At 68.1% G+C, this 21,181-nt stretch carries 17 protein-coding genes and 1 tRNA gene; 4 read left to right on the top strand and 14 right to left on the bottom strand.

What is annotated here, in order from left to right; genetic code table 11:
* Positions 1–2: 2 nt before the first annotated feature.
* From ACODS4_RS26120 to ACODS4_RS26095, 6 genes are all read right to left on the bottom strand, one after another.
* Positions 3–1,931 (bottom strand): bifunctional sugar phosphate isomerase/epimerase/4-hydroxyphenylpyruvate dioxygenase family protein, encoded by a 1,929-nt coding sequence (locus tag ACODS4_RS26120; RefSeq protein WP_488868590.1) that lies wholly within the window; start codon positions 1,929–1,931, stop codon positions 3–5.
* Between the two features lie 179 nt (positions 1,932–2,110).
* Positions 2,111–3,070, bottom strand: coding sequence for a threonine/serine dehydratase (locus ACODS4_RS26115; protein ID WP_488868589.1), 960 nt, complete (start codon positions 3,068–3,070; stop codon positions 2,111–2,113).
* 53 nt (positions 3,071–3,123) lie between these two features.
* A complete protein-coding gene (locus ACODS4_RS26110; protein WP_488868588.1) occupies positions 3,124–3,957 on the bottom strand; it encodes a helix-turn-helix transcriptional regulator in 834 nt (277 codons plus the stop codon).
* Positions 3,954–4,982 carry a DUF4424 family protein gene (locus ACODS4_RS26105; RefSeq protein WP_488868587.1) on the bottom strand — a complete coding sequence of 343 codons (1,029 nt, stop codon included), beginning with the start codon at positions 4,980–4,982 and terminating at the stop codon, positions 3,954–3,956. Before ACODS4_RS26105 ends, ACODS4_RS26110 begins: the two co-directional genes overlap by 4 nt.
* Positions 4,983–5,046: 64 nt before the next feature.
* Positions 5,047–5,706 carry a response regulator gene (locus ACODS4_RS26100; protein WP_488868599.1) on the bottom strand — a complete coding sequence of 220 codons (660 nt, stop codon included), beginning with the start codon at positions 5,704–5,706 and terminating at the stop codon, positions 5,047–5,049.
* Positions 5,706–5,909 (bottom strand): hypothetical protein, encoded by a 204-nt coding sequence (locus ACODS4_RS26095; RefSeq protein ID WP_488868586.1) that lies wholly within the window; start codon positions 5,907–5,909, stop codon positions 5,706–5,708. Before ACODS4_RS26095 ends, ACODS4_RS26100 begins: the two co-directional genes overlap by 1 nt.
* 74 nt (positions 5,910–5,983) lie before the next feature.
* Between ACODS4_RS26095 and ACODS4_RS26090 the strand changes: the two genes are divergently transcribed.
* On the top strand, positions 5,984–7,894 hold the full coding sequence (locus ACODS4_RS26090) for a sensor histidine kinase (RefSeq protein WP_488868585.1): 1,911 nt from the start codon (positions 5,984–5,986) through the stop codon (positions 7,892–7,894).
* 52 nt (positions 7,895–7,946) lie between these two features.
* On the opposite strand, the gene ACODS4_RS26085 is transcribed toward ACODS4_RS26090, so the two are convergent.
* The 6 genes from ACODS4_RS26085 to ACODS4_RS26060 all read right to left on the bottom strand — a co-directional run bounded on the left by ACODS4_RS26085 (position 7,947) and on the right by ACODS4_RS26060 (position 16,744).
* The gene (locus ACODS4_RS26085) at positions 7,947–9,569 is read right to left on the bottom strand and encodes an ABC-F family ATP-binding cassette domain-containing protein (RefSeq protein ID WP_488868584.1); all 1,623 of its coding nucleotides are present in this window, start codon (positions 9,567–9,569) and stop codon (positions 7,947–7,949) included.
* Positions 9,570–9,780: 211 nt separating this feature from the next.
* Positions 9,781–9,855 (bottom strand) — tRNA-Gln (locus ACODS4_RS26080).
* Positions 9,856–9,955: 100 nt separating this feature from the next.
* Positions 9,956–12,052 carry a hypothetical protein gene (locus ACODS4_RS26075; protein WP_488868583.1) on the bottom strand — a complete coding sequence of 699 codons (2,097 nt, stop codon included), beginning with the start codon at positions 12,050–12,052 and terminating at the stop codon, positions 9,956–9,958.
* A complete protein-coding gene (locus tag ACODS4_RS26070; RefSeq protein WP_488868582.1) occupies positions 12,049–14,772 on the bottom strand; it encodes a DUF4159 domain-containing protein in 2,724 nt (907 codons plus the stop codon). Before ACODS4_RS26070 ends, ACODS4_RS26075 begins: the two co-directional genes overlap by 4 nt.
* A gap of 50 nt (positions 14,773–14,822) precedes the next feature.
* On the bottom strand, positions 14,823–15,740 hold the full coding sequence (locus tag ACODS4_RS26065; protein ID WP_488868581.1) for a DUF58 domain-containing protein: 918 nt from the start codon (positions 15,738–15,740) through the stop codon (positions 14,823–14,825).
* 38 nt (positions 15,741–15,778) lie between these two features.
* The gene (locus ACODS4_RS26060) at positions 15,779–16,744 is read right to left on the bottom strand and encodes an AAA family ATPase (protein WP_488868598.1); all 966 of its coding nucleotides are present in this window, start codon (positions 16,742–16,744) and stop codon (positions 15,779–15,781) included.
* Positions 16,745–16,948: 204 nt separating this feature from the next.
* On the opposite strand from ACODS4_RS26060, the gene ACODS4_RS26055 reads away from it, so the two are divergent.
* From ACODS4_RS26055 to ACODS4_RS26045, 3 genes are all read left to right on the top strand, one after another.
* Positions 16,949–17,533 carry a DUF1285 domain-containing protein gene (locus ACODS4_RS26055; RefSeq protein ID WP_488868580.1) on the top strand — a complete coding sequence of 195 codons (585 nt, stop codon included), beginning with the start codon at positions 16,949–16,951 and terminating at the stop codon, positions 17,531–17,533.
* On the top strand, positions 17,485–18,159 hold the full coding sequence (locus tag ACODS4_RS26050) for a CoA pyrophosphatase (RefSeq protein ID WP_488868579.1): 675 nt from the start codon (positions 17,485–17,487) through the stop codon (positions 18,157–18,159). The genes ACODS4_RS26055 and ACODS4_RS26050 overlap by 49 nt, the downstream gene beginning before the upstream one ends.
* Positions 18,160–18,370: 211 nt before the next feature.
* On the top strand, positions 18,371–19,612 hold the full coding sequence (locus ACODS4_RS26045; protein WP_488868578.1) for a CCA tRNA nucleotidyltransferase: 1,242 nt from the start codon (positions 18,371–18,373) through the stop codon (positions 19,610–19,612).
* A 3-nt stretch (positions 19,613–19,615) separates the two neighbouring features.
* On the opposite strand, the gene hemF is transcribed toward ACODS4_RS26045, so the two are convergent.
* Positions 19,616–20,518, bottom strand: a complete 903-nt coding sequence (gene hemF, locus ACODS4_RS26040) for an oxygen-dependent coproporphyrinogen oxidase (protein WP_488868577.1) — start codon at positions 20,516–20,518, stop codon at positions 19,616–19,618.
* Positions 20,515–21,012 (bottom strand): tRNA (cytidine(34)-2'-O)-methyltransferase, encoded by a 498-nt coding sequence (locus ACODS4_RS26035; protein WP_488868576.1) that lies wholly within the window; start codon positions 21,010–21,012, stop codon positions 20,515–20,517. Before ACODS4_RS26035 ends, hemF begins: the two co-directional genes overlap by 4 nt.
* Positions 21,013–21,181 lie beyond the last annotated feature (169 nt).

The following is a 21,181-nucleotide window of genomic DNA, read 5'->3' as shown; positions in this document are numbered from 1 at the left end:
CCTCACCCGACCAGCGTGTCGTGCGCGCCGAGCTGGCTGGAGGCCGCCATGCGGATGGAGGCGTTGGCCGCGCCATACTGGTCATAGCCGCCGCGCCGCTCCACCAGCTCGAAGAAGAAGCGCCCCTCGAATGGCTGGGTGTAAAGTTGGAAAAATTCGCCGTCGCCCTGGCGGTCGTACAGAATGTTCAGCCGCGTCATCGTCGCCAACAGATCCTCGTCCAGATCGAAGCGGGCGGCGAGGTCGTCGTAATAGTTGGCGGGGATCGGCAGGATGGCCACGCCGTTCGCCCGCAGCCGCTCCGCCGCCGCGAACAGGTCGCTGGTCTCCAGCGCGATGTGATGGACCCCGGCCCCCAGATAGGTGGACACCGATTTGGCGGCGCTGGTGTTGCGCCCGCTGGCGATGTTCAGCGGAAAACGCACCCGGCGGCGTTGGTCGGAAATCGCCCGGCTGCGGACCAGCCCGAAGGGGTCGGCCAGAACGACCACCGGCTCCGGCGCCAGATCCAGCACGGCGCGGTGGAACAGCACGGCGGCGTCCAACGCCCCTTCGGGCAGCACCTGCGCGATGTGGTCGATGCGATGCGCGGTGTCCGGCTGCGCCGCGCCGCCGTCGTCCAGCAGGAAGTCGGTCTCGAAATCAATCGTGCCGTCGTCCCGCCGCCGGGTGAAATAGACCAACTCGCCGCCGATGGAGCGGATGCCGGGCAAGGACAACTCGTTCGGACCGACCCGCCCCTCGAAACGCGGGCAGCCGAAGGCTTCCGCCCGGCCCACCGCGCGCAACGGGTCGTCCACCTCATAGGCGATGGCGCAGACCGACGCGCCATGCAGCAGGTAATAAGAATGGGCGGTCGAATGCGGTTCGGCGTTCAGCACGAACCGGATGTCGCCCATCCCGTAGAGATCCACGTCCTTGCTGCGGTGGCGGCCCAGACGGCGAAAGCCCAACCGCTTCAGTTCGTCGGCCAGCTTGGCTTGCGCGGCGTGGTTGACGGCGAATTCGACGAAGGCGACGCCGTCCAGCCGGGCCGGAGTCGGCGGGTCGAACAGCTCCACCCGGCGCGGCGCGCTCACGCCGGTTGCGGGTTCGGTTGGCGGCCTCCGCGCCGCCTCGACCCGGCGGACCTGCTCCTCGACATGCAGGAGGGAGCGCATGCCGTCCTTGGCGGTCTGCCGCGTCGGCGCGCTGCGCAGGGAATCGTTGAAGATTTCCAGCGACAACGGGCCGGTGTAGCCCGCCCGCAGAACCGCTTCCGTGAATCCGCCGACGTTCAATTCGCCCTGCCCCGGCAGGCAACGGTGATGGCGGCTGAGCATCAGCGTCGCCATGTCCAGGCGCGGCGCGTCGGCCAACTGCACAAAGAAAATCCGCTCGCCCGGCAGATCGGCGATTCCGCTCCAATCATGGGGCAGCGCCAGCGTGTGGAAGCTGTCGAGGATCAGGCCGAGATGCGGGTGGTCGGCGCGCTCAACAATGCGCCATGCCTGATCGAAGGTGGAGACATGGGTTCCCCAGGCCAGCGCCTCGTACCCCAGCCGGACGCCGCGCGCGCCCGCCCGCTCGGCCATCGCCCGCAACTGTTCGGCGGCCAAGCCGTCATCGTCGATGGCGTCGGGTTCGACGTTGGAGCAGACCAGCATCAGCGGCGCGCCCAACTCCTCCATCAAATCCAGCTTGCGCTCCAGCCGATGGAGCGTCCGCTGGAAGGCGGCGGATCCCAGCCCCTCGGCGTTGCGGAAGGGCTGGAACAGTTCGATGGTCAGGCCAAGATCGGCGGCCATGTCGCGGATGTCGCGCGGGCGTCCGGGAAAGCCGGTCAGGTCCGGCTCAAAAATCTCCACGCCGTCAAAGCGCGCCGCCGCGATGGCCTCCAGCTTTTCCGGCAGCGTGCCGCTGAGCGACACGGTGGCGATGGACCGACGCATGCCCTGACCCTCCCCTTGGCGGGCCATTGCGACCCGTTCTTGAGGGCGCAGTATCCAGACCGATCGTCTGTCTGGATAGCTGCCGGGCGTCACATTGCGACATGACGAAAGTCACAATCCTAAACTATCAGCGCATTCCCCTATGTTTGTTGAGGACGCGACGCCGGACCGGACGGTCATCAGGACGACAGGGTCGCCGGGTCGGTGTTGCCGCCGCACAGGATCACGCCAACCCGCTCTTTCGCTCCCGTCTGATAGCGCCCGCTCGTCAACGCCGCGAGAGCGACGGCCCCGCCCGGTTCAGCGACAAGGCGCAACTCCTGCCAAAGCCGCCGTTGCGCCTCGCGGATCTCATCGTCCTCCACCAACAGGCTGGCGTGCAGGTGGGCTTGCGCCAGAGCGAATCCATGATCGCCGATGCGCCGCGCGCCCAGGGAATCCGCCGCCAGTCCCTGAACGTCAACCTCGACAGGCTGCCCTGCCGCCAACGCCCGCGCCAAGGTCGGGGCGCCGACGCTTTCAACGGCGACGATGCGCACGCCGCGCCTCGCCAGCGCCGCGATCACCCCGCCCAGCAGGCCCCCGCCGCCCACAGCGACAAGCACGGTGTCCAGTTCCCCAAAACCTTCGACTTCGATAGCCTGATCGGCGAACTCCGCCGCCGCCGTCCCCTGCCCCGCGATGACCAGAGGGTCATCATAGGCGTGCAACAGCCGCGCTCCCGTCCGCGTCTGATGCTCCAACGCCGCCGCGAAGGCGTCGGCATAGACCCGACCAACCCGATGAACGGTGGCGTTGCAGCGCGCCAGACGATCCACCTTCACTTGGGGAGCGGTCTCGGGGACGAAGATGGCGGCGGGATGGCCCAAACGCATTGCGGCGTAGGCCACCGCCGCGCCGTGATTCCCGCCCGACGCCGCCACCACGCCCGCGTCGGGAACCGGCGCGGCCAGCAGGGCGCTGAAGGCGCCGCGCGCTTTGAAGGATCCGGTGCGTTGCATAAGGTCGAGCTTGAGCAGAACCGGCGCGGCGACGCCGCTGACCTCCTCGCCGACCGCGATGACCGGGGTGCGCCGGATCCAGGGGCGGATGCGGGCGTGGGCGGCGTCGACGTCCGCCCGATCAGGCAACAGAATCATGATGAACCCGTGGCTGGTGAAAAACGGGCAAGGGCTACGCCAATCTCCGCGTCCTAGGCTTGGACGGATGTGCAGGACGCCGTGAATTGTCCCGGCGTGACGCCGTATCCTCTCTTGAACCGACGCGACAAGTGGCTTTGATCGGCGAATCCGCAGGCGGCGGCCACCTCGGCGGCGGGCATGCCAGCGGCAAGCCAACGGCGCGCCTGACGCAAACGCAGGTCCATCAGCCAGTCATGAAGCCCCAGACCGTAATTTTGCCGAAAGCTGCGCGATAGGACGAAGCGGCTGGAGCCGACCGCTGCGGCCAAGCCGACCAATGTCCAAGGCTCGGCGATGTCGGCCCGCATCATCTCCATGACGCGGGTCAACATGCCGGGCGTGATCCGTTCACGAGTTTCCCAACCAGGCTCGTCTTCGGACACGGACGCGATCATCCGGGCCAGAGCCGCGTCGAACAGCAACGCGTCGCGCTGTTCCTGAGCCGCAAAGATGGCGCGAAGCAAGCGGGCGGTCGGCGGGTGGCGCCACACCGGAGTCCGCCGGTGGAATCCGTCATGGATTCCGTTGTGCGCCGTCACGCCGCTCCACAGCGCCGGTGGAATCAGGGCTTGCCGATAGGAATAACCCGTCGCATCCGCCGCACCCCCGTCATGGGCGGCGTCTGGCGCAAGGATCACCAGATCGCCAGCCTCGGCAATTTGGACCACCCCATCGCAAGTGAAACGGTAACAGCCGGAATCAATAACGCCCACATGCACGTCGTGATGGGCGTGAACGGGAAAATGGTGACGGCGATAGGACGCTTGGCACAGCTCCACACCAGCCCAAACGCCTGTGGCCCGCCACGCCGTCATGCGGTCTTGAACCGGCTCCACGTCGCTCACGGACTTTTCGCCCGAACGAACACCAGCAGCCGGATGTCGCGGTCGGGGATGAAGTTGGCGATCGTCGATTCAAACAGCGTCGGCCCGGTTCTCGTCAGGCCGTTCCAGCAGAGCGACAGGATGTTTTCGGGCGCGCCCTTGTCGATGGTCAGGTGAAAGCGGCCAATCGGTCCCCGCCAGTTGCGGGCCGTGGTCACGATGTATTCGATCTCCGCCGCGCTGAAGGGCATGGGGTCTTTCGGGTTGCGGGCGACCGCCGCCGCCACCGCCCGCCGGGTCGCCGCGTCCAGGCAATAGCGGTCGCCGCCGTCCGACGCGCCCGTCTCCTCGACCAGACGCCCAACGGGCTTGCGGCCATCGATTTCCGCCGCCCGGCCCAGCAGCGCGCTGCCGACGAAGGGTTTGTAGACGTGGCGGACGCGGACCTCGCGGCCCGGTGGGAAGGTCTGCCGCCAGAAATAATGTGTGCGAAGGCGCCATTGCGGGGTGTTCTCGTCCTCCCCCGATTGGATCAAACCGGCGGCGCGCAGGCGGGCGAGCGCGGCGGGATCCAGCGTTTTGGCCAGATCGTCATAGGCCCCCGGCGCCCAGGGCGTCAGAATCAGCGCCCCCGCCGCCGCGACCGTCGCGGTCACGTCCTGGCCCTTGTAAAAGGCCCGGCGCTCCAGGGAGGGTTGAATCGGCTGATCGTCGATCCACAGGCGAAACCCCAGAAAATCATCAGACCGCTGCGGAAAGCCCCAGGCCGGTTCGGTCAGGCCGCGCGACAAATCCAACTCAGGCAGCGGAAACGCCACCATCGTCTCGACCGGCTGGGCGCTGACGTTGCGAAAGACGTAGGCGACGCGGATCTCGTCCAACCCGATCCGCAGATCCTCTGACACCATCTCAATAGCGTCGGTGCTGGTCAGCTCGATCCCGCCGACGCCCTGAAAGCCGGTGCTGTCGTTCGCCGCCGCCCGGTCCGACCCCAGAAAAAGCGCCGCCGCCAGCGCGAGAGCCACGCGGATGCCAACCCCGACCATCGCGCCCTCTCCCTTCGCTCCGCTCCGGCCTTATCTTTAGCGCATCGGCGCGGTCGGCGGCCAGTCAGGCTTTGGGCGTGCGCACCGCCTTGACGGCCAGTTCCGTACGGGATTGCACGCCCAGTTTTTCCATAACGCGGCTGACGTAATTCTTCACCGTGCCTTCGGCGAGAAACAGGCTGGCGGCGATCTGCCGGTTGCTCTGCCCCTGGGCGATCAGATCGAGGATGGCGCGCTCGCGGTCGGTCAGATCGGCCAGATCGGGCAGTTGCGCGCCGGACGGCAACTCCACCGCGCGGGATCGGCGCAGCTCGTCGAACAGCTTGCGGGCGATGTGCGGCGAAATGCGGGTTTCGCCGCGCATCACGCCCCGGATGGTGTCGAGGATCTCGACCTCCGACGCGTCTTTCAGCAGATAGGCGGCGGCCCCGGCGGAAATCGCGCCGAACACCAGATCGTCGGTGTCGAAGGTGGTCAGAACCACCACCTGCGTGCCGGGAAATTCCGACAGAATCAGCTTGGTCGCGGCGATGCCGCCCAGACGCGGCATCTGGATGTCCATCAACACCACGTCGGGGCGGAAACGTCGGCAGAGTTCCACCGCCTCGGCCCCGTCGGGGGCGAGGCCGACGATTTCGATGTCGCTTTCCAGGGACAGGAGGTTGGCGAAGGCGCGGCGGATCAGTTGTTGATCCTCGGCGATCACGATGCGGATCGGCGTCATCACGAATCCCGGTTCCAAAGGTCGCCCAGCAAAGACGGGTCGCCGTCGTCGGTCAAGACCCGTTGCAACCGCCCGAAGATTGGCGAGGGCAACCGCGCCGCCAGCAGCGGCAGCAGGGCGTCGAGCGTCGCCGCCGTCTGGGCGACCGGAACCCCGGATCTGGCCGCGACTTCCTCGACAACCGTTTGCGCCGTATGCTTCATGATGCCGCCTTCCAATCAACCAACAATGACGCAACCCCACCCTTGGCGACACTGACGAAAGACACGGATCGCGCATGACGAACGTCACTTTCGAGCGGGACGGACGCAACCCGCCGCTACGACCGCCGCAGCGGCGGGCGCGTCGGCTGTTGCGCGCCCTGGATCCGCGCTGGCGCTTGGCGGCGGCCATCGGCTGGTCCATCGCGCTGGTGTCGCTGGCGGTGGCGTTGTTCGTCGGCTTCTGGACGATGCGCGACGCGCGCGAGGCGTTGGAGCGGGAAATCGGCCTGCTCTACGCCACCCACGCCCAGCGGCTGATCGACACCATCGACACCAATCTGGCCGGGCGTCGGGAATGGGTGGCGGCGTCGGCGACGTTGATCGGCGTGCGCGACGGGGATTTGGCGGGACCGGAGGCCGACCGGGCGCTGACCGACCTGAAAGGGGCGCTGGGCGAAATCGAATGGGCGGGCATCATCGACCTGAACGGAACCATCGTCGCCGGAACCGACGGGGTGCTGGTTGGCCAATCCGTGGCGGCGCGCCCCTGGTTCACCGGGGCGTTTCTCGGCCCCTACATCGGCGACGTCCACCGCGAATTGCTGCTCGACCGCCTGTTGCCGCCGCTGCGCAACGGCGAGCCGCGCCGCTTCGTCGATCTGTCGGCTCCGGTGCGCGACCGCGCGGGCGACATCCGGGGCGTGCTGGCGGTCACGCTCGGTTGGTCGTGGATTGAGGCGTTGCAGCGCGGCACGCTGGCGACGCTGAAGGACCGTCCGGGGGCCGAAGTGCTGCTGCTGGGCATCGACGGCACGGTCCTGTACGGCTCGCAAAAGACCCCGCGCGGCAGTCGCGTCGATCTGTCGGCGTATCCCTTCGGCACGACCCACAGCGTTGACCGGGGCCTGTTGAGCGGCATCGCGCGCAGCAGCGGCTTCGCCGACTTCCCCGGCCTGGGCTGGAGCGTCATGGTGCGCGAGCCGGTGGCGACCGCCTTCCGCACCGCCGACCGGGCGTCGGCGTCGATTTTCACCGCCATCGCGCTGGGCGGGCTGGTCGCCACGCTGGCCAGCGTGTTGATCGCCAGCCGGATCATGCGGCGCTTGCAGGCCATGGCCGAGGCCGCCGACGACCTGCGCGCCGGGCGGACCACCAACTTCATCATGCCACGGGGCCGCGATGAGGCCGGGCGGATTGGGCGGTCCATCGCCTCGCTGGTGCGCACGCTGCAACAGACCAACGCCGATCTCTCCGGCATCAACGAAAAGCTTGACGCGCGGGTGGAGGAGCGCACGCGTGAAATCGAACGCCTCAGCCACGAAACCCGCGCCGCCGCCATCGTGCGCGAACGGCTGCGCATCTCGCGCGATCTGCACGACACGGTGGCCCACACGCTGCTGGGCCTGCTGACCCAAATTCGCCTGATCCGCAAATTGGTGGAGGTCGATCCCTCCCGCCTGCCCGACGAGATCCGCCGCGCCGACGAAGCCGCGCAGGAAGGGTTGGCGCACGCCCGCAGCGCGGTGTCGCAATTGCGCTATTCCCCCGTGCGCGACGACGGCTTTGGTCCGGCCCTGCGTCGGCTGGTCGCGCAGGTCCAGGACCGCACCGCCTCGGCCCTGACGCTGGGCGTGGCGGAGGCGGCGGAGGCGATGACCGGGCAGACCGCCGAAACCCTTTACCGGATGATCGAAGAAGCCTTGCGCAACGCCGTCCGTCACGCCAACGCCCCGTCCATCGCCGTGACCGTCGCCGTGACCGTCGCCACCTCGGCGGTTGAGCCGGATCAAACGGCGCTGTCCGTCGTCGTTCGGGACGATGGGGCGGGATTCGACATGGAAACCGACCAGGCCAACCATTTTGGCCTGCTGGGTCTGCGCGAACAGGCCGAACTGATCGGCGCCGTCCTGTCGGTGACGAGCGCGCCAGGCGGCGGAACGACCGTGTCGATCACAGTCGCCCTGCCCCACCGCCCGTTGAGTTGAGCCGCCGCGTCGGCGTGACCCGTTGGAGCCAGCCGCGTCAGAAGACCGTCACTCAACCGCGCAGGCCGGGCGCTTCGTGTCCAGTGCGCGCCACATACTCGGTGTAGCCGCCGCCATATTGGTGGATGCCCTCCGGCGTCAGCTCCAACACCCGGTTGGACAGCGTCGCCAGGAAATGCCGGTCGTGCGAGACGAACAGCATGGTGCCTTCGTAAGCGGCCAGCGCCGCGATCAACATTTCCTTGGTGTCGAGATCAAGGTGGTTGGTCGGCTCGTCGAGAACCAGGAAATTCGGCGGGTTGAACAGCATGATCGCCATCACCAGCCGGGCCTTTTCCCCGCCCGACAGAACGCGGCATTTCTTTTCCACGTCATCGCCGGAGAAGCCAAAGCAACCAGCCAGCGCCCGCAGCGACCCCTGCCCCGCCTGCGGGAAGGACGCTTCCAAAGACTCAAACACCGTCTGCTCGCCGTCGAGCCGCTCCATCGCGTGCTGGGAGAAATAGCCCATCTTGACGCTCGCGCCGACCACCACGCTTCCCGCGTCCGGTTCGGTCGTTCCCGCCACCAGCTTCAGCAGCGTTGATTTTCCGGCGCCGTTGACGCCCATCACGCACCAACGCTCTTTGCGGCGAATGGTCAGATCGAATCCCTGGTAGATGCTCCGCTCGCCATAGCCCTTGTGCACGTTTTTCAGGACCGCGACGTCCTCGCCCGAACGCGGGGCGGGCGGGAAATCGAACGCCACCACCTGGCGGCGCTTCGGCATCTCGAAACGCTCGATCTTGTCCAGCTTCTTCACCCGGCTTTGCACCTGGCTGGCGTGCGAGGCCCGCGCCTTGAAGCGTTCGATGAATTTCAATTCCTTCGCCAGCATGGCTTGCTGCCGCTCGAACTGGGCCTCCTGCTGCTTCTCGCGCAACGCCCGCTGCCGCTCGTAAAAGGCGTAATCGCCGGAATAGCTGGTCAGCGACCCGCCGTCGATTTCGATGATCTTGTTGACGATGCGGTTCATGAACTCGCGGTCGTGCGAGGTCATCAGCAGCGCGCCGTCGTAGCCCTTCAGAAACTCCTCAAGCCAAATCAGGCTTTCCAGATCCAGATGGTTGCTCGGCTCGTCCAGCAGCATGGCGTCGGGCCGCATCAGCAGGATGCGGGCGAGCGCCACGCGCATCTTCCAGCCGCCCGACAGACCGCCCACATCCATGTCCATCATCTCTTGGCTGAAGCTCAGCCCGGCGAGCACCTCGCGGGCGCGGCCCTCCAGCTCATAGCCGCCCAACTCCTCAAAGCGGGCCTGGACTTCGCCGTAACGCTCGATGATCGCGTCCATATCGTCGGCGCGGTCGGGATCGGCCATGGCCGTTTCCAACTCCGCCAGCTCCGCCGCCACGACGCTGACCGGCCCAGCCCCGTCCATCACCTCGGCGACGGCGCTGCGACCGGACATTTCGCCAACGTCCTGATTGAAATAGCCGATCGAAACCAGCTTCTCGACCGCCACTTGCCCCGTGTCCGGCGTCTCCTCGCCCGCGATCATGCGGAACAGCGTCGTCTTGCCGGCGCCGTTGGGACCAACAAGGCCAATCTTTTCGCCCCGGTTCAGCGCGGCGGACGCCTCCAGAAACAGGATCCGGTGGCTGTTCTGCTTGGTGATGTTGTCGAAACGAATCATGTCCGGCTGGGTTCCCGTGGCAAGGTTGGCCCCTTATGCCACAGGACGGCGTTGGATTTGCCCTTCATTTTTTCAGGAAAGACCCAAAGCTCATTCGCTCCCCCATTGCTGCACAGGAAGAGACGTCAATGTCTTGGCTTTGAGAGCGCTGACAAAGCTTGCGCGTCACCGTGAATTGGCTGGGCGCGCGGATCAATTTGTCTGGAAAGGTTGGCTGGGGCGGGAGGGATCGAACCTCCGAATGGCGGTACCAAAAACCGCTGCCTTACCGCTTGGCGACGCCCCAACCGTCACGGCGACACTGTATCGCCGGAAGGAGCGGCACCATAATCGGAAGCGTCGGGGAGCGCAACAGCCTGTTTGATGGGGCGCACGATTTTTTTGCCTCAGCGTCCCTCCCGTCGCCACCCCCAGGCCAAGGCCCCCAACGTCAAGGCCAGCAGCGCGCCAACCGGCGCCAGGGGCGCGTCGGTGACGCCCGTCACCGTGAAATCGCCGTTGGCGCGCAGGCCAATCCAAGCCGGGCCGCTCTGGTCGCGGTCAGGGCGGGTGCGGCGGATCTCGAGACCGGCTCCGTTTTGGCTGTCGGCGATCCAATGGACGCCCCCCCGCGTGGCCTTGGCGACCGGGGCCAAACGGTCGCCGGTGGACCGGACGTCGGCCAACTCCGGCGGATTCACCGCGCCGACCACCGCCAGGGCCGTCCGCGCGCCGTCCGAGACGCGGTAGATGCCCGGCGCCTTTGCCGTCACGGTCGCGGCGGCATGGCCGTTGGCGTCTTCCGTCAGGGACAGCGGGCTGGTTTCGTCGGACGGGGTGGTCAGCGTCACCGGGCGCGGGTCGGGTTCCAGGGACCGGCGCTCCACCGTGATGCGGTTGCCGTCCACCCGCGTGCGCAGGTCGTTTTCCTCAAGCTCCGGCTCTTTCATCAGCCAATGGGCCAGACGGCGCAGCAACTCGGCCTGCGGGCCGCCGCCCTCGAACCCCCGACTCCACAGCCAAATCTGGTCGGAGGCCAATTGCGCCACCCGCCCCTTCCCCACCCGGTCCAGCACCAGCAACGGACGCTCGTCAGCCCCCTGCATGACGACCGCGCCGCTGTTCGGCGTCACCGCCACTTGATGGAGCCAGCGGCCCCACTCCGGTTCGCCGCCGACATGGTCGCCGGGCAAATCCGCCGTCACCGGGTGCCGCCGCCCAATCTCGGTGACGGTCGGGCGGAAAGGCTGGTCGATGGTCTGGCCGGTCGGCGCGGCGGGCAGGATCGCGCCCAGCGGCGTGCGGTAGAGCGACAAGGGCGAGGCGTAGCCCTGCCCTGACGCCTCCAACAACGCGCCGCCCTTGCGCACGTAATCGGCGATGTTTTCCAGATACATTTGCGGCAGCACGCCGCGCCGCCGGTAGCGGTCGAAGATGATGAGGTCGAATTCGTCGAGCTTCACCTCGAACAATTCGCGGATGGGAAAGGCGATCAGCGACAATTCGCGAATCGGCGTGCCGTCCTGCTTTTCGGGTGGGCGCAGAATGGTGAAATGCACCAGATCGACCGACGGGTCAGCCTTCAACAGATTTCGCCACGTCCGTTCCCCGGCGTGCGGCTCGCCCGACACCAGCAGCACGCGCAGCCGATCCCGCACGCCGTTCACCACCACGGCGGCGCGGTTGTTGGCCAGGGTCAATTCCTGTTTGGCGGCCTCGACCTCCAGCTCCAGCACATTCTGGCCGCCGTGGGTGATGGCGAGGTCGATGCGGAAATCGCGGCCCACCGGAACCCGGAAGCTGCGCGGCGCTCCCCCATCCTGCTTCAACGTCACCGCCGCGTCGGGCGATTGCCGACCCGGCATGTCGTCCACCCGGATGGTCAGATCGACCGACTTGCCGACCAGACCGTAGCTTGGCGCCTGGACGATGGCGATGCGGCGGTCGCCCTCGTCATGGTCGCCGGTCAACAGCGTGTGGATCGGGCCGATCCCCGCCAGCTTGGCGAGATTGTCGGGGACGTCGTGAACCTGCCCGTCGGTAATCAACACCGCCCCGGCCATCCGGCGGCGCGGCACATCGGCCATGGCGCGGTTCAGCGCGTCGAACAGGTGGGTTTCGTTGATCGTCCCGCCGCCGTCGCCGCCGGTATGGACGACGCGCAGCTCCAGATCGTCAAAGGGCTTCAGCTTGCGCGTCAGATCGGCCAGAGCGCTGTCGGCGCGCGCGCGGCGTTGCCCGATGGCTTGGCTGGGCGAATCATCGACGACGACGACGACGACGTCCTTGATCGGCTCGCGCTTTTCCTGAATGAGAGAGGGATTGGCCAAGCCCAGCGCCAGAACCAACACCGCCAGCAGCCGCAACAGGCTTCCCCGCGCCCGACGCACGGCGGCGAGGACGACCGCCAGCAGGGCGACGCCGACCAGCGGGGCCAACAGGCTCCAGGGCAACAGGGGAGCAAAGGTGAGCGACGCGCCGGACAACAGGTCGGCGGGCATCATTGGCCGAGCCTTTCCAGGATGGCGGGCACATGGACCTGATCGGCCTTGTAATTGCCGGTCAGGGCGTACATCACCAGATTGATTCCGAAACGATAGGCCATTTCACGCTGTCGTTCGCCTCCCGGAACGACAGCGAACAACGACTGCCCGTTGCGGTTGACCGCCCAGGCCGACGCCCAATCATTGCCGCCGATCACCACCGGCGACACGCCGTCGTTGCCGCGCCCCTCGCGCGCCTCGATCCACAGCTCGCTCCCAGCCGACCGACCCGGGAAATCTTTCAGAAGATAGAAAGACTTGCGCAGCACATGGTCGGGCGGGACCGGGACCAGCGGCGGGATTTCCAGCCCATCGACCAGCCGTTGCAGCGCGCGCGCGCCACCGTCCGGAGCCTGATCGCGGGTGTCGAACAGGATGGCGCCGCCGCCGCGCAGATAATCGTTCACCCGCGCCCGGGCCGGGTCGGACAGATTTTGTTGCTTGTCCGAAACAGGCCAATAAAGAAGGGGGTAAAAGGCCAATTCGTCCCGCTCAGGATCGACGCCGACCACGCCCATGGTCTGCACGGCGGTGCGCAGATTCAAGACCGCCGCCAGCCCTTCCAACCCGGCGCGCGCGGTGTCGTCCACCGCGCCGTCGCCGGTTTGCACATAGGCCAGATGGGTTTCCGCCGTGACCCTCACCGCTTGCTCCATGTCGATGGCGCGCGCGGCCTCCGGCGTCAGCAGGAGCAGCGCCACAGCCAGCCCGGCGAGCGCCCCGCCCCGCCGTCGCAAAGCCGCCGGATTGAGCAGGCCGCGCAGGGCCAGCGCGATCAACAGATCGACGGTCAGCAACGCCAGGGCCGCCGCCAGAAGAGCCGGTTTCAGCGCCACCTCCCCGTGCCCGCCATAGCGTGACCGACCGACCCCACGAGGCAAAGCGCCAAGCGGCTCCAGCGCGCCGACGGCGGGCGACAGATTCAGCGCCCGGCGGGATTCTTCGCCGCCATAAAAGCCCGGCGGATGGCGCGGCCCAACCAAATCAACCCCACCGGCGTCGCCGGGGATCGGAAAAGCGGTGGCGGTCGGCGGAACCAACCGCCCGGTTCCATCCAAAAGCTCAACCGGCTCCAAGGCGGCGCTGCTGCTCCCGCCGCCGCTCACCCCGCCGCTGAGCGCGGTGATGCGGCGCAGCATGTCCACGAACAGGCCGGACAACGGCAGATTGGACCAATCCGGGCTTGCCGTGGTGTGAACCAGCACGAGCCAACCGTCGCCGCGTCGTTCGGACGTGACCAACGGCGTGCCGTCGGCCAGCCGCGCCCAGGTGCGATCCGCCAAATCCAACGCCGGTTCCGCCAGAACCTGCCGATTGACCTGCACGTCGGCGGGAACGCTCAACCCCTCGAACGGCGATTTTGCCGGGAAAGCTTGCAGCTTGGCCGGTTCCGACCAGGACAGCGCCCCGCCCAGCGCGCGGTCGCCCACCCGCAGCCGCACCGGAATCAGCGGGTCGGCGTGCTGGGCCAGACGAGGCCCGGCGAAGCGCAGCAGAACGCCGCCCTTGCGGACCCAACCGTCAATGGCCTGCGCCTCGCTGCCGTTGAGCGCGCCGATGTCCGACAGAATCAACACGGCGAGGTCGCGTTTCAGCAACTCCAGGGTTCCGCCGCGCCGCACCTCGGTGTAGGGCGACAGCGCGCGGTCGAGGTAATGGAGATCGGACAGCAGCGGTTGGCTTTCCCCCTCGGGCCGACCGGACACCAGCCCAACCGGGCGGCGGCGCCAACGCTCGTCCAACAGCACCGTGGCCCCCGCCGTCGTGTCGCCCTCGATCCGCAGGCTGGCGGCGTCGTTCCGCAACTCGGCGGGCAGATTGAGGCGCACCTCGCGCATCCGCTGCCCCGGCTCGAACGCCACGGTTTCGCGGCTCAGCAACCGCCCGTCGGCGGCGGCGAGGCGCAGCGTCACCGGCTCAGGCCGGGCGGGGTCGGCGCGGATGACCCGCGCGACCAGGGCCGCGCCCTCCGTCGCCGGGGGCAGCAGCAGATGCGGCGGCTTGTCGGTGGAGTCATCAAGAATGTCCGCCGATCCCAGCCGTTGCAGTTCCTCGACCAAGGCGCGGGCGGAGCGGTCGCCCAGCCCGTCGCTCAGCCAGACGGCGTGAGCCGATCCCCGGATGCTTCCTTGCGTGACGAGCGCGCGAACGGCAGCCAGAGTCGCCGCGCGGTCGGTCGGCCAGGGCAGCGGCTCCAACGCTTGGGCCAGACGGCGCGCCTCGCCTGCGGGCAGCGACAGCGCGGGGGGACGGGCCTCGCCGCCGGGCAACGGCGCGGTGGGCAGCAGAATGACCGGACGGGCCTGACGCTCGGCTTGGGCGATCAAGCCGTCCATCGCCTGCTTGCGGCTGGGCCAGTCACGGCCCGACGCCCAACCATTGTCCACGACCAACAGCAGCGGCCCGCCGCCGGGCAGTTCGGCGCGCGGATTCAGCAGCGGCCCCGATAGGGCCAGAATCACCAGCGCCGCCAGAACCAACCGCAGCAGCAACAGCCACCAGGGCGTGCGGGCGGGGGTTTCTTCCGGCGCGATCAGGTCGCGCAGCAGGGCGATGGCGGGAAAACGCACCCGCCGCGCCGCTGGCGGGGTGACGCGCAGCAGCCACCACAACACCGGCAGGGCGGCCAGGGCGGTCAAGACCCACGGGGTGGCGAAAGCGATTGGTCCAAGGCCCAGCATCGGCGCGTCTTACCGGGGTGAAGGGGGGAAAGGGGGAAGGCGGGCCGTCATCACACCGCCTCCCGCGCCAAGGCGCCCCACAGGCCGAGCAGCGCGGTTTGCGGCGGTCGGTCGGTGCGGTGGGTGGCGAAACTCCAGCCGGTGTTGCGCGCCAGGGCGCCCAGCCCGTCGCGTTGGGCTTGCAGGCGTTCATGATAGGCGGTTCGGATGGCGTCAACGCGGGGAATCAGCAAACCGCGCTCGCCCTCCAGCCCTTCAAAGGCGACGCGTCCGTCATAGGGCAGACTTTCTTCCGCCGGATCGAGGACTTGCACCAGATGGCCGCGCAGGCCCCGCCCGCTCAACCCGGCGACGACAGCGTTGATTTCAGCCAGCGGGGCGAGCAAATCGCCGATCAGCACGATCTGCGCGTGGCGCGGCAACGGTTCCACCGACGGCAACGGGTTGGGATCATGGGCGGTGTGCGGATCGGTCAGCAGACGGGCCAAACGGTCCACCGCCATCTTGCCATGGTCGGGCCGGACGCCGGAGTTCAGCAGCGCCACCCGCTCCCCCCCGCGCGCCAGCAGCACGGCGGCGGCCAGCAGCAGCAGATCGGCGCGCTCCCGCTTGGTTGGCAGCTCAGGGCTGGAACGGAAATCCATCGAGGCCGAACGGTCGCGCCACAACCAGACGCTTTGCGCCGCCTCCCATTCGTTTTCGCGGACATAGACCGGCTGGGTTTTCGCCGATTGCCGCCAGTCGATCATCGACGGCGCGTCGCCCGGCTGATAGCGGCGGAATTGCCAAAAGGTTTCGCCCAAGCCGACCCGGCGGCGGCCATGAACGCCCGGCGCGACGGTCGCCGCCACCCGCTCCGCCGCGACCAGCAAGGGCGGCAGGGTGGAGGCCAACGCCTCGGCCCGGTGGCGGGCGCGCAAGGGGGAGGTCGGCGGCGCGTTCGGGGCGGTGGCGGGGCTGGGCGGCATCGACGCTCCCGTGGGTTTGGTCCGGCGCTGGGCTAAGGTTACGCCAACGGCGCGCACAGGCGGTCGATGACGTCGTCCAGCGTCACCCCGTCGGCGCGCGCGGCGAAGTTCAGCGCCATCCGGTGCTTCAAAATCGGCTTGGCGAGGGCCAGCACGTCGTCCAGCGACGGGGCCAGCCGACCGTCCAGCACGGCGCTGGCGCGGGCGGCGAGCATCAGCGCCTGGCTGGCGCGCGGCCCCGGCCCCCAGGCGACGTGACGCTGCACCTCGACCAGATCGGTGCTGTCCGGGCGGCCCCGGCGCACAAGGTCGAGAATGCCGTCCACCACCCCCTCGCCGACCGGCAGGCGGCGGACCAGCCGTTGCGCCGCCAGCAGATCGGCGGCGGACAGAACGGCGTGCGCGCGGACGTCGCTGGCGTTGGTGGTGGCGATCATCATCCGGCGTTCGGCGTCGCGGTCGGGATAATCGACGTCGATCTGCATCAGGAAGCGATCAAGCTGCGCCTCGGGCAACGGATAGGTGCCCTCCTGCTCCAGCGGGTTCTGCGTCGCCAGGACGTGGAAGGGCTGCGGCAGCGGGTGATACTGGCCCGCCACCGACACCCGATGCTCCTGCATCGCCTGCAACAGCGCCGATTGGGTGCGCGGGCTGGCGCGGTTGATCTCGTCGGCCATCAGCAATTGGCTGAACACCGGGCCGGGCAGAAAGCGGAAGGACCGGCGACCGTTCTCGCCCTCCTCCAGCACCTCCGACCCCAGAATGTCGGCGGGCATCAGGTCGGGGGTGCATTGAATGCGCTTTTCCCCCAGCCCCAGCACGGCGCCCAGCGTTTCGACCAGCCGGGTTTTCGCCAAACCGGGAACGCCGATCAGCAGCACATGGCCGCCCGCCAACAGAGTGACCAGGGTGCGGTCCACCACCTCTTGCTGACCAAAGATGACGCGGCCAATCCCCGCGCGCACCTCGGCCAGCCGTCCGCCCAGCCATTCGATTTCGGCCATCAGCCGACGCGGATCCTCCGCCGTCGCCGGGGGCTGTCCATGCAGGATGTCCGATGCGTTCAACGTCTGGCGCTCCCTCAATCAGGATCGGGTCTGGCGGCGGCGGGGCGGGATGCCCAACTCTGGTGGATCAACTCTAGTGGACCTAGAGGCCGAGTGTGGCGAAAATACGCAGAAGAACGACGCAAAAACCGGATGGCCTGCATGAAAGTCGGTGACGAGATGGCGAATGACAAGCGCCCCGCGCGCCGGGCCGCGTTGACGCCGCCGGTCGGCGCCCCGCCCCTGCCCGCCCGCCTGCCGGGGGAGGAGGCCTACGACATACGCATTGCGCGTGACGGAACATGGTTCCACAATGGCGATCCGATCCGCCGGATCGAGTTGGCGAAGCTGTTCTCCACCATTTTGCAGCGGGATGAGGCGGGCGATTTCTGGCTGATGACGCCGGTCGAGCATGGCCGGATCATCGTCGAGGATTCACCCTTCGTCGCCGTGGAAATGACGGTGTCGGGCGGCGGGCCGGAACAAATTCTGTCTTTTCGCACCAACCTGGACCAGTGGGTCGAGGCTGGACCCGATCACCCGATCCGTGTCGTCGATCACCCTGAAACCGGAGAGCCGACGCCCTACATAGAGATCAAGAACCGGTTGGACGCGCGCATTCTGCGGCCTGTGTTCTACGAGATGGTGGATCGCAGCGACATCCGCGTCCGCGACGACGGCGAGTCCGAGGTGGGTTTATGGAGCAACAAGATTTTCTTCGCGCTGGGCGCGCTGCCTGGCGAGTGACGTTGGAGGATGTTCGTCGGCGCTTTCCTGGCCGGGGCGACGACGCTGGGCGCGTCTTTGGCGTGCGTGGCGATCATGACCTGAATCCGGATTTCGCTCCGCCCGCCTCGACCGTTCTGCGTGACGCCGCCGTGCTGGTGCCGCTGGTGGATCGGGGCGACGAGGTGACGGTGATCCTCACCCAGCGCACCACGACCCTGAGCGCGCACGCCGGACAGATCAGCTTCCCCGGTGGTCGGCTGGAGCCGGAGGATTCCTCGGCGGAGGACGCCGCCCTGCGCGAAACCGCCGAGGAAATTGGCCTGTCCCGCGACCGGATCGCGATCATCGGTCGGCTCGACACCTATGTGACGCGCACCGGCTTTCGCGTGACTCCGGTCGTCGGCGTGGTGACTCCCCCCTTCGACCTGCTCCCCGACCCGACCGAGGTGGCCGAGGTGTTCGAGGTGCCGCTGTCGGTCTTCCTCGACCCTGAAAACCCCAAACGCCACAGCCGCGAGTTCCTGGGCAAGGACCGCTTTTTCTACGTCTTCCCCTATGAGCAGCGCTACATCTGGGGGGCCACCGCCGGAATGCTGGTCAATCTGCGCGACGTGCTGGGGGCTGTGTTCGAGCCGACGGGATAAGCGCGTTTGGCCATGCGGATTCCCCTGTTGGTTTGGCGACGCTTTGCCCCCTCCCCATCCCTCCCCCGCGTTGCGGGAGAGGGGGTTGGAGCTTTGTCGGGGATCAGCGGAGTTCCCTCTCCCGCGTGAGTGGGGGAGGGCTAGGGAGGGGGCAAGCGCAAACGAGACCGTCCCATTGCCGAAGCGATGGAACTCCGCGTAACGTCGCGCCATGACCGCCGCCGCCCGCCTCGCGCCCCAACCCTGGATGACCGCGCCCGAAAGCCGGGCGGTCTTCGCCGCGCTCGCCGCCGGGGGGGCCGACGCCCGCTTTGTCGGCGGCTGCGTGCGCGACGCGTGGCTGGGCCGGGCGGTGAAGGACATCGACATCGCCACCCATGCGCCGCCCGAACGGGTGATGGAACTGTTGGCCGCCGCCGGTCTGCGCGCCATCCCGACCGGCATCGCCCATGGCACGGTGACGGCGCTGTCCGGCGGCAAGCCCTATGAAATCACCACCCTGCGCCGCGACGTCGAAAGCTTTGGCCGTCACGCCCGAGTCGCCTTCACCGACGATTGGGTGGAGGACGCCGCCCGGCGCGATTTGACGATGAACGCGCTGAGCTGCACCGCCGACGGGGTGATCCACGATCCCTTTGGCGGCTTGGCCGATCTGGCGGCGGGCCGGGTGCGCTTCGTCGGCGACGCCGCGCGCCGCGTGACGGAGGATGTGTTGCGGCTGCTGCGCTTCTTCCGCTTTTACGCCCATTACGGGCGCGGCGCCCCGGACGCCGAGGCGCTGGCCGCCTGCGTCGCGTTGGCCCCCCGCCTGCCGACCCTGTCGGGGGAGCGGGTGCGCGGCGAGTTGTTCCGCCTGCTGACCGCGCCCAACGCGGCGCAGGTTTGGCGGCTGATGATCGACCAGGGGGTGATGGCCCATCTGCTGCCCACGGCGACCGACACCGCCCGCTTGGACCGTCTGGCCCGGCTGGAGCGTGACGCGGACGCCCCGCCCGACCCGACCTGCCGCTTGGCCGCCGTGCTGGTCGGCGACCGCGCCGCCGCCTTGCGGGTGGCGGAAACGCTGCGGCTGTCGAACGTCGAGCGCGACCGGCTGGCGGCCTTGAGCGAACCGCCGATGGCGCTGTCGGCGGCCGATGACCGGACGACGCTGCGCCAAGCGCTTTACCGCGTCGGCGACGCGGGGCTTTACCGGGATCTCCTTCTGTTGGCGGCGGCGAACGCGCCCGGTCCGCTCGACCTCGCCGCTGTGCGCGCCGCTCTGACGGTGGCCGAGGATTTGCCGGATCTGCGCCTGCCCATCGCGGGCCGTGATCTGCTGGCGCTGGGGGTGGAGCGCGGCCCGGCGCTGGGGGCGCTGCTGAAGCGGGTGGCGGCGTGGTGGATCGCCGGGGATTTCCAGGCCGACCGCGCCGCCTGTCTGGAAGCGGCGCGGAGCCTTATGGACGCTTGACCCTTACGGCCATTTCACCTCGGGCGGCAGGCTCATCAGGATGGCTTCGGTGTTGCCGCCGGTCTTCAGACCGAAGGTGGTGCCCCGGTCATAGAGCAAATTGAATTCGACGTAGCGGCCCCGGCGCACCAACTGGTGTTCGCGCTGCTCGGGCGTCCAGGGGCGGTTCATGTGGCGGCGGACGAGGGCCGCGTAGGTCTCGAAAAAGGCCCCGCCGACGTCCTGGGTGAAGGCGAAATCCGCCTCCCAATCGCCCGAATCGAGGCCGTCGAAGAAGATGCCGCCGACGCCGCGCGTCTCGTTGCGGTGCGGCAGGAAAAAGTAGCGGTCGCACCATTCCTTGTATTTCGGGTAATAGCCCGAGTCGTGGCGGTCGCAGGCCGCTTTCAGCCCGGCGTGGAAATCCGCCGTGTCCTGATCGTCGGCGACCATCGGCGTCAGATCGGCGCCGCCGCCAAACCAGCCCTTGGTCGTCACCAGATGGCGGGTGTTCATGTGGGTGGCCGGAACCAGGGGCGAACGCATGTGCGCCACCAGACTGACGCCCGCCGCCCAGAATTCGCCGGTTTCCGCCGCGCCGGGGATGGTGGCGCGGAATTCCGGGCTGAAGACGCCATGCACGACCGAGATGTTGACGCCGACCTTCTCGAACACCCGGCCCTTCATCACCGCCATCGTGCCGCCGCCGCCCTCCCCGCCCGCGTGGTCGGGGCGGGTCCAGCTTTTCCGCTCGAAGCGGCCCGGCGGCAGATCCGCGTGCGTGCCGGTCAACTCGTCCTCCAGCGCCTCGAACCCGGCGCAAATACGGTCGCGTAGGCTGGCGAACCAGGCGACGGCGCGGGCCTTGCGGGCGTCGACGAGGGCGGAGTCGGGCGCGACGGAGTCGGTCGGAACGGCGGCGGTCATGGCATGCTCGTGGCTGCGGCGTGGGCGGCGAGATCGGCTGCGGCGAAATCGGGTGGGGCGGTTTGCCGCAGCGCTTCACCCAACACCATCGCGGCGCTGATCGCAACGTTCAAGGACCGGGCGGGCGGGCGAAGCGGAATGACCAGACGGGCGTCGGCGGCGTCGTGAACCGCGTCCGGCACCCCGGCGCTTTCCCGCCCCACAAGGATTCGGTCGTCGGGCGCGAAGGAAAAGCGGGTGTAAGGCTGGGCCGCGCGCGTGGTCAGCAGCACCAGACGCCCGGCCTGCGGGCTGGCGGCGTAGGCTTCCCAAGAGCTGTGACGGATCCAGGTCAGATGATCGAGATAATCCATCCCGGCCCGGCGCAGCCGACGGTCGTCCAAAACGAATCCGCAGGGTTCGATAAGGTCGAGCGGCAGCCCCAGCCCCGCCGCCAGCCGCATCAGCGTGCCGGTGTTCTGCGGAATGTCGGGTTCAAACAGGACGAGTCGCATGGGAAATCCTATGGAAAACGCTTTCTTATGCCCACAAACTAATGCTGCAACGCAACGCGCGACACCATGTCCGGCGACAAAGCCTTTTCAAGTGGGCGTCGCGACGGTATACCGCAACCCCGAAACACCAGAGTCATAGGCTCTGGAACGACGCGGCATGCCCACAAGG

Source organism: Azospirillum sp. FG154, from assembly GCF_057809575.1.
This window is presented reverse-complemented; position numbering and strand designations above follow the sequence as displayed.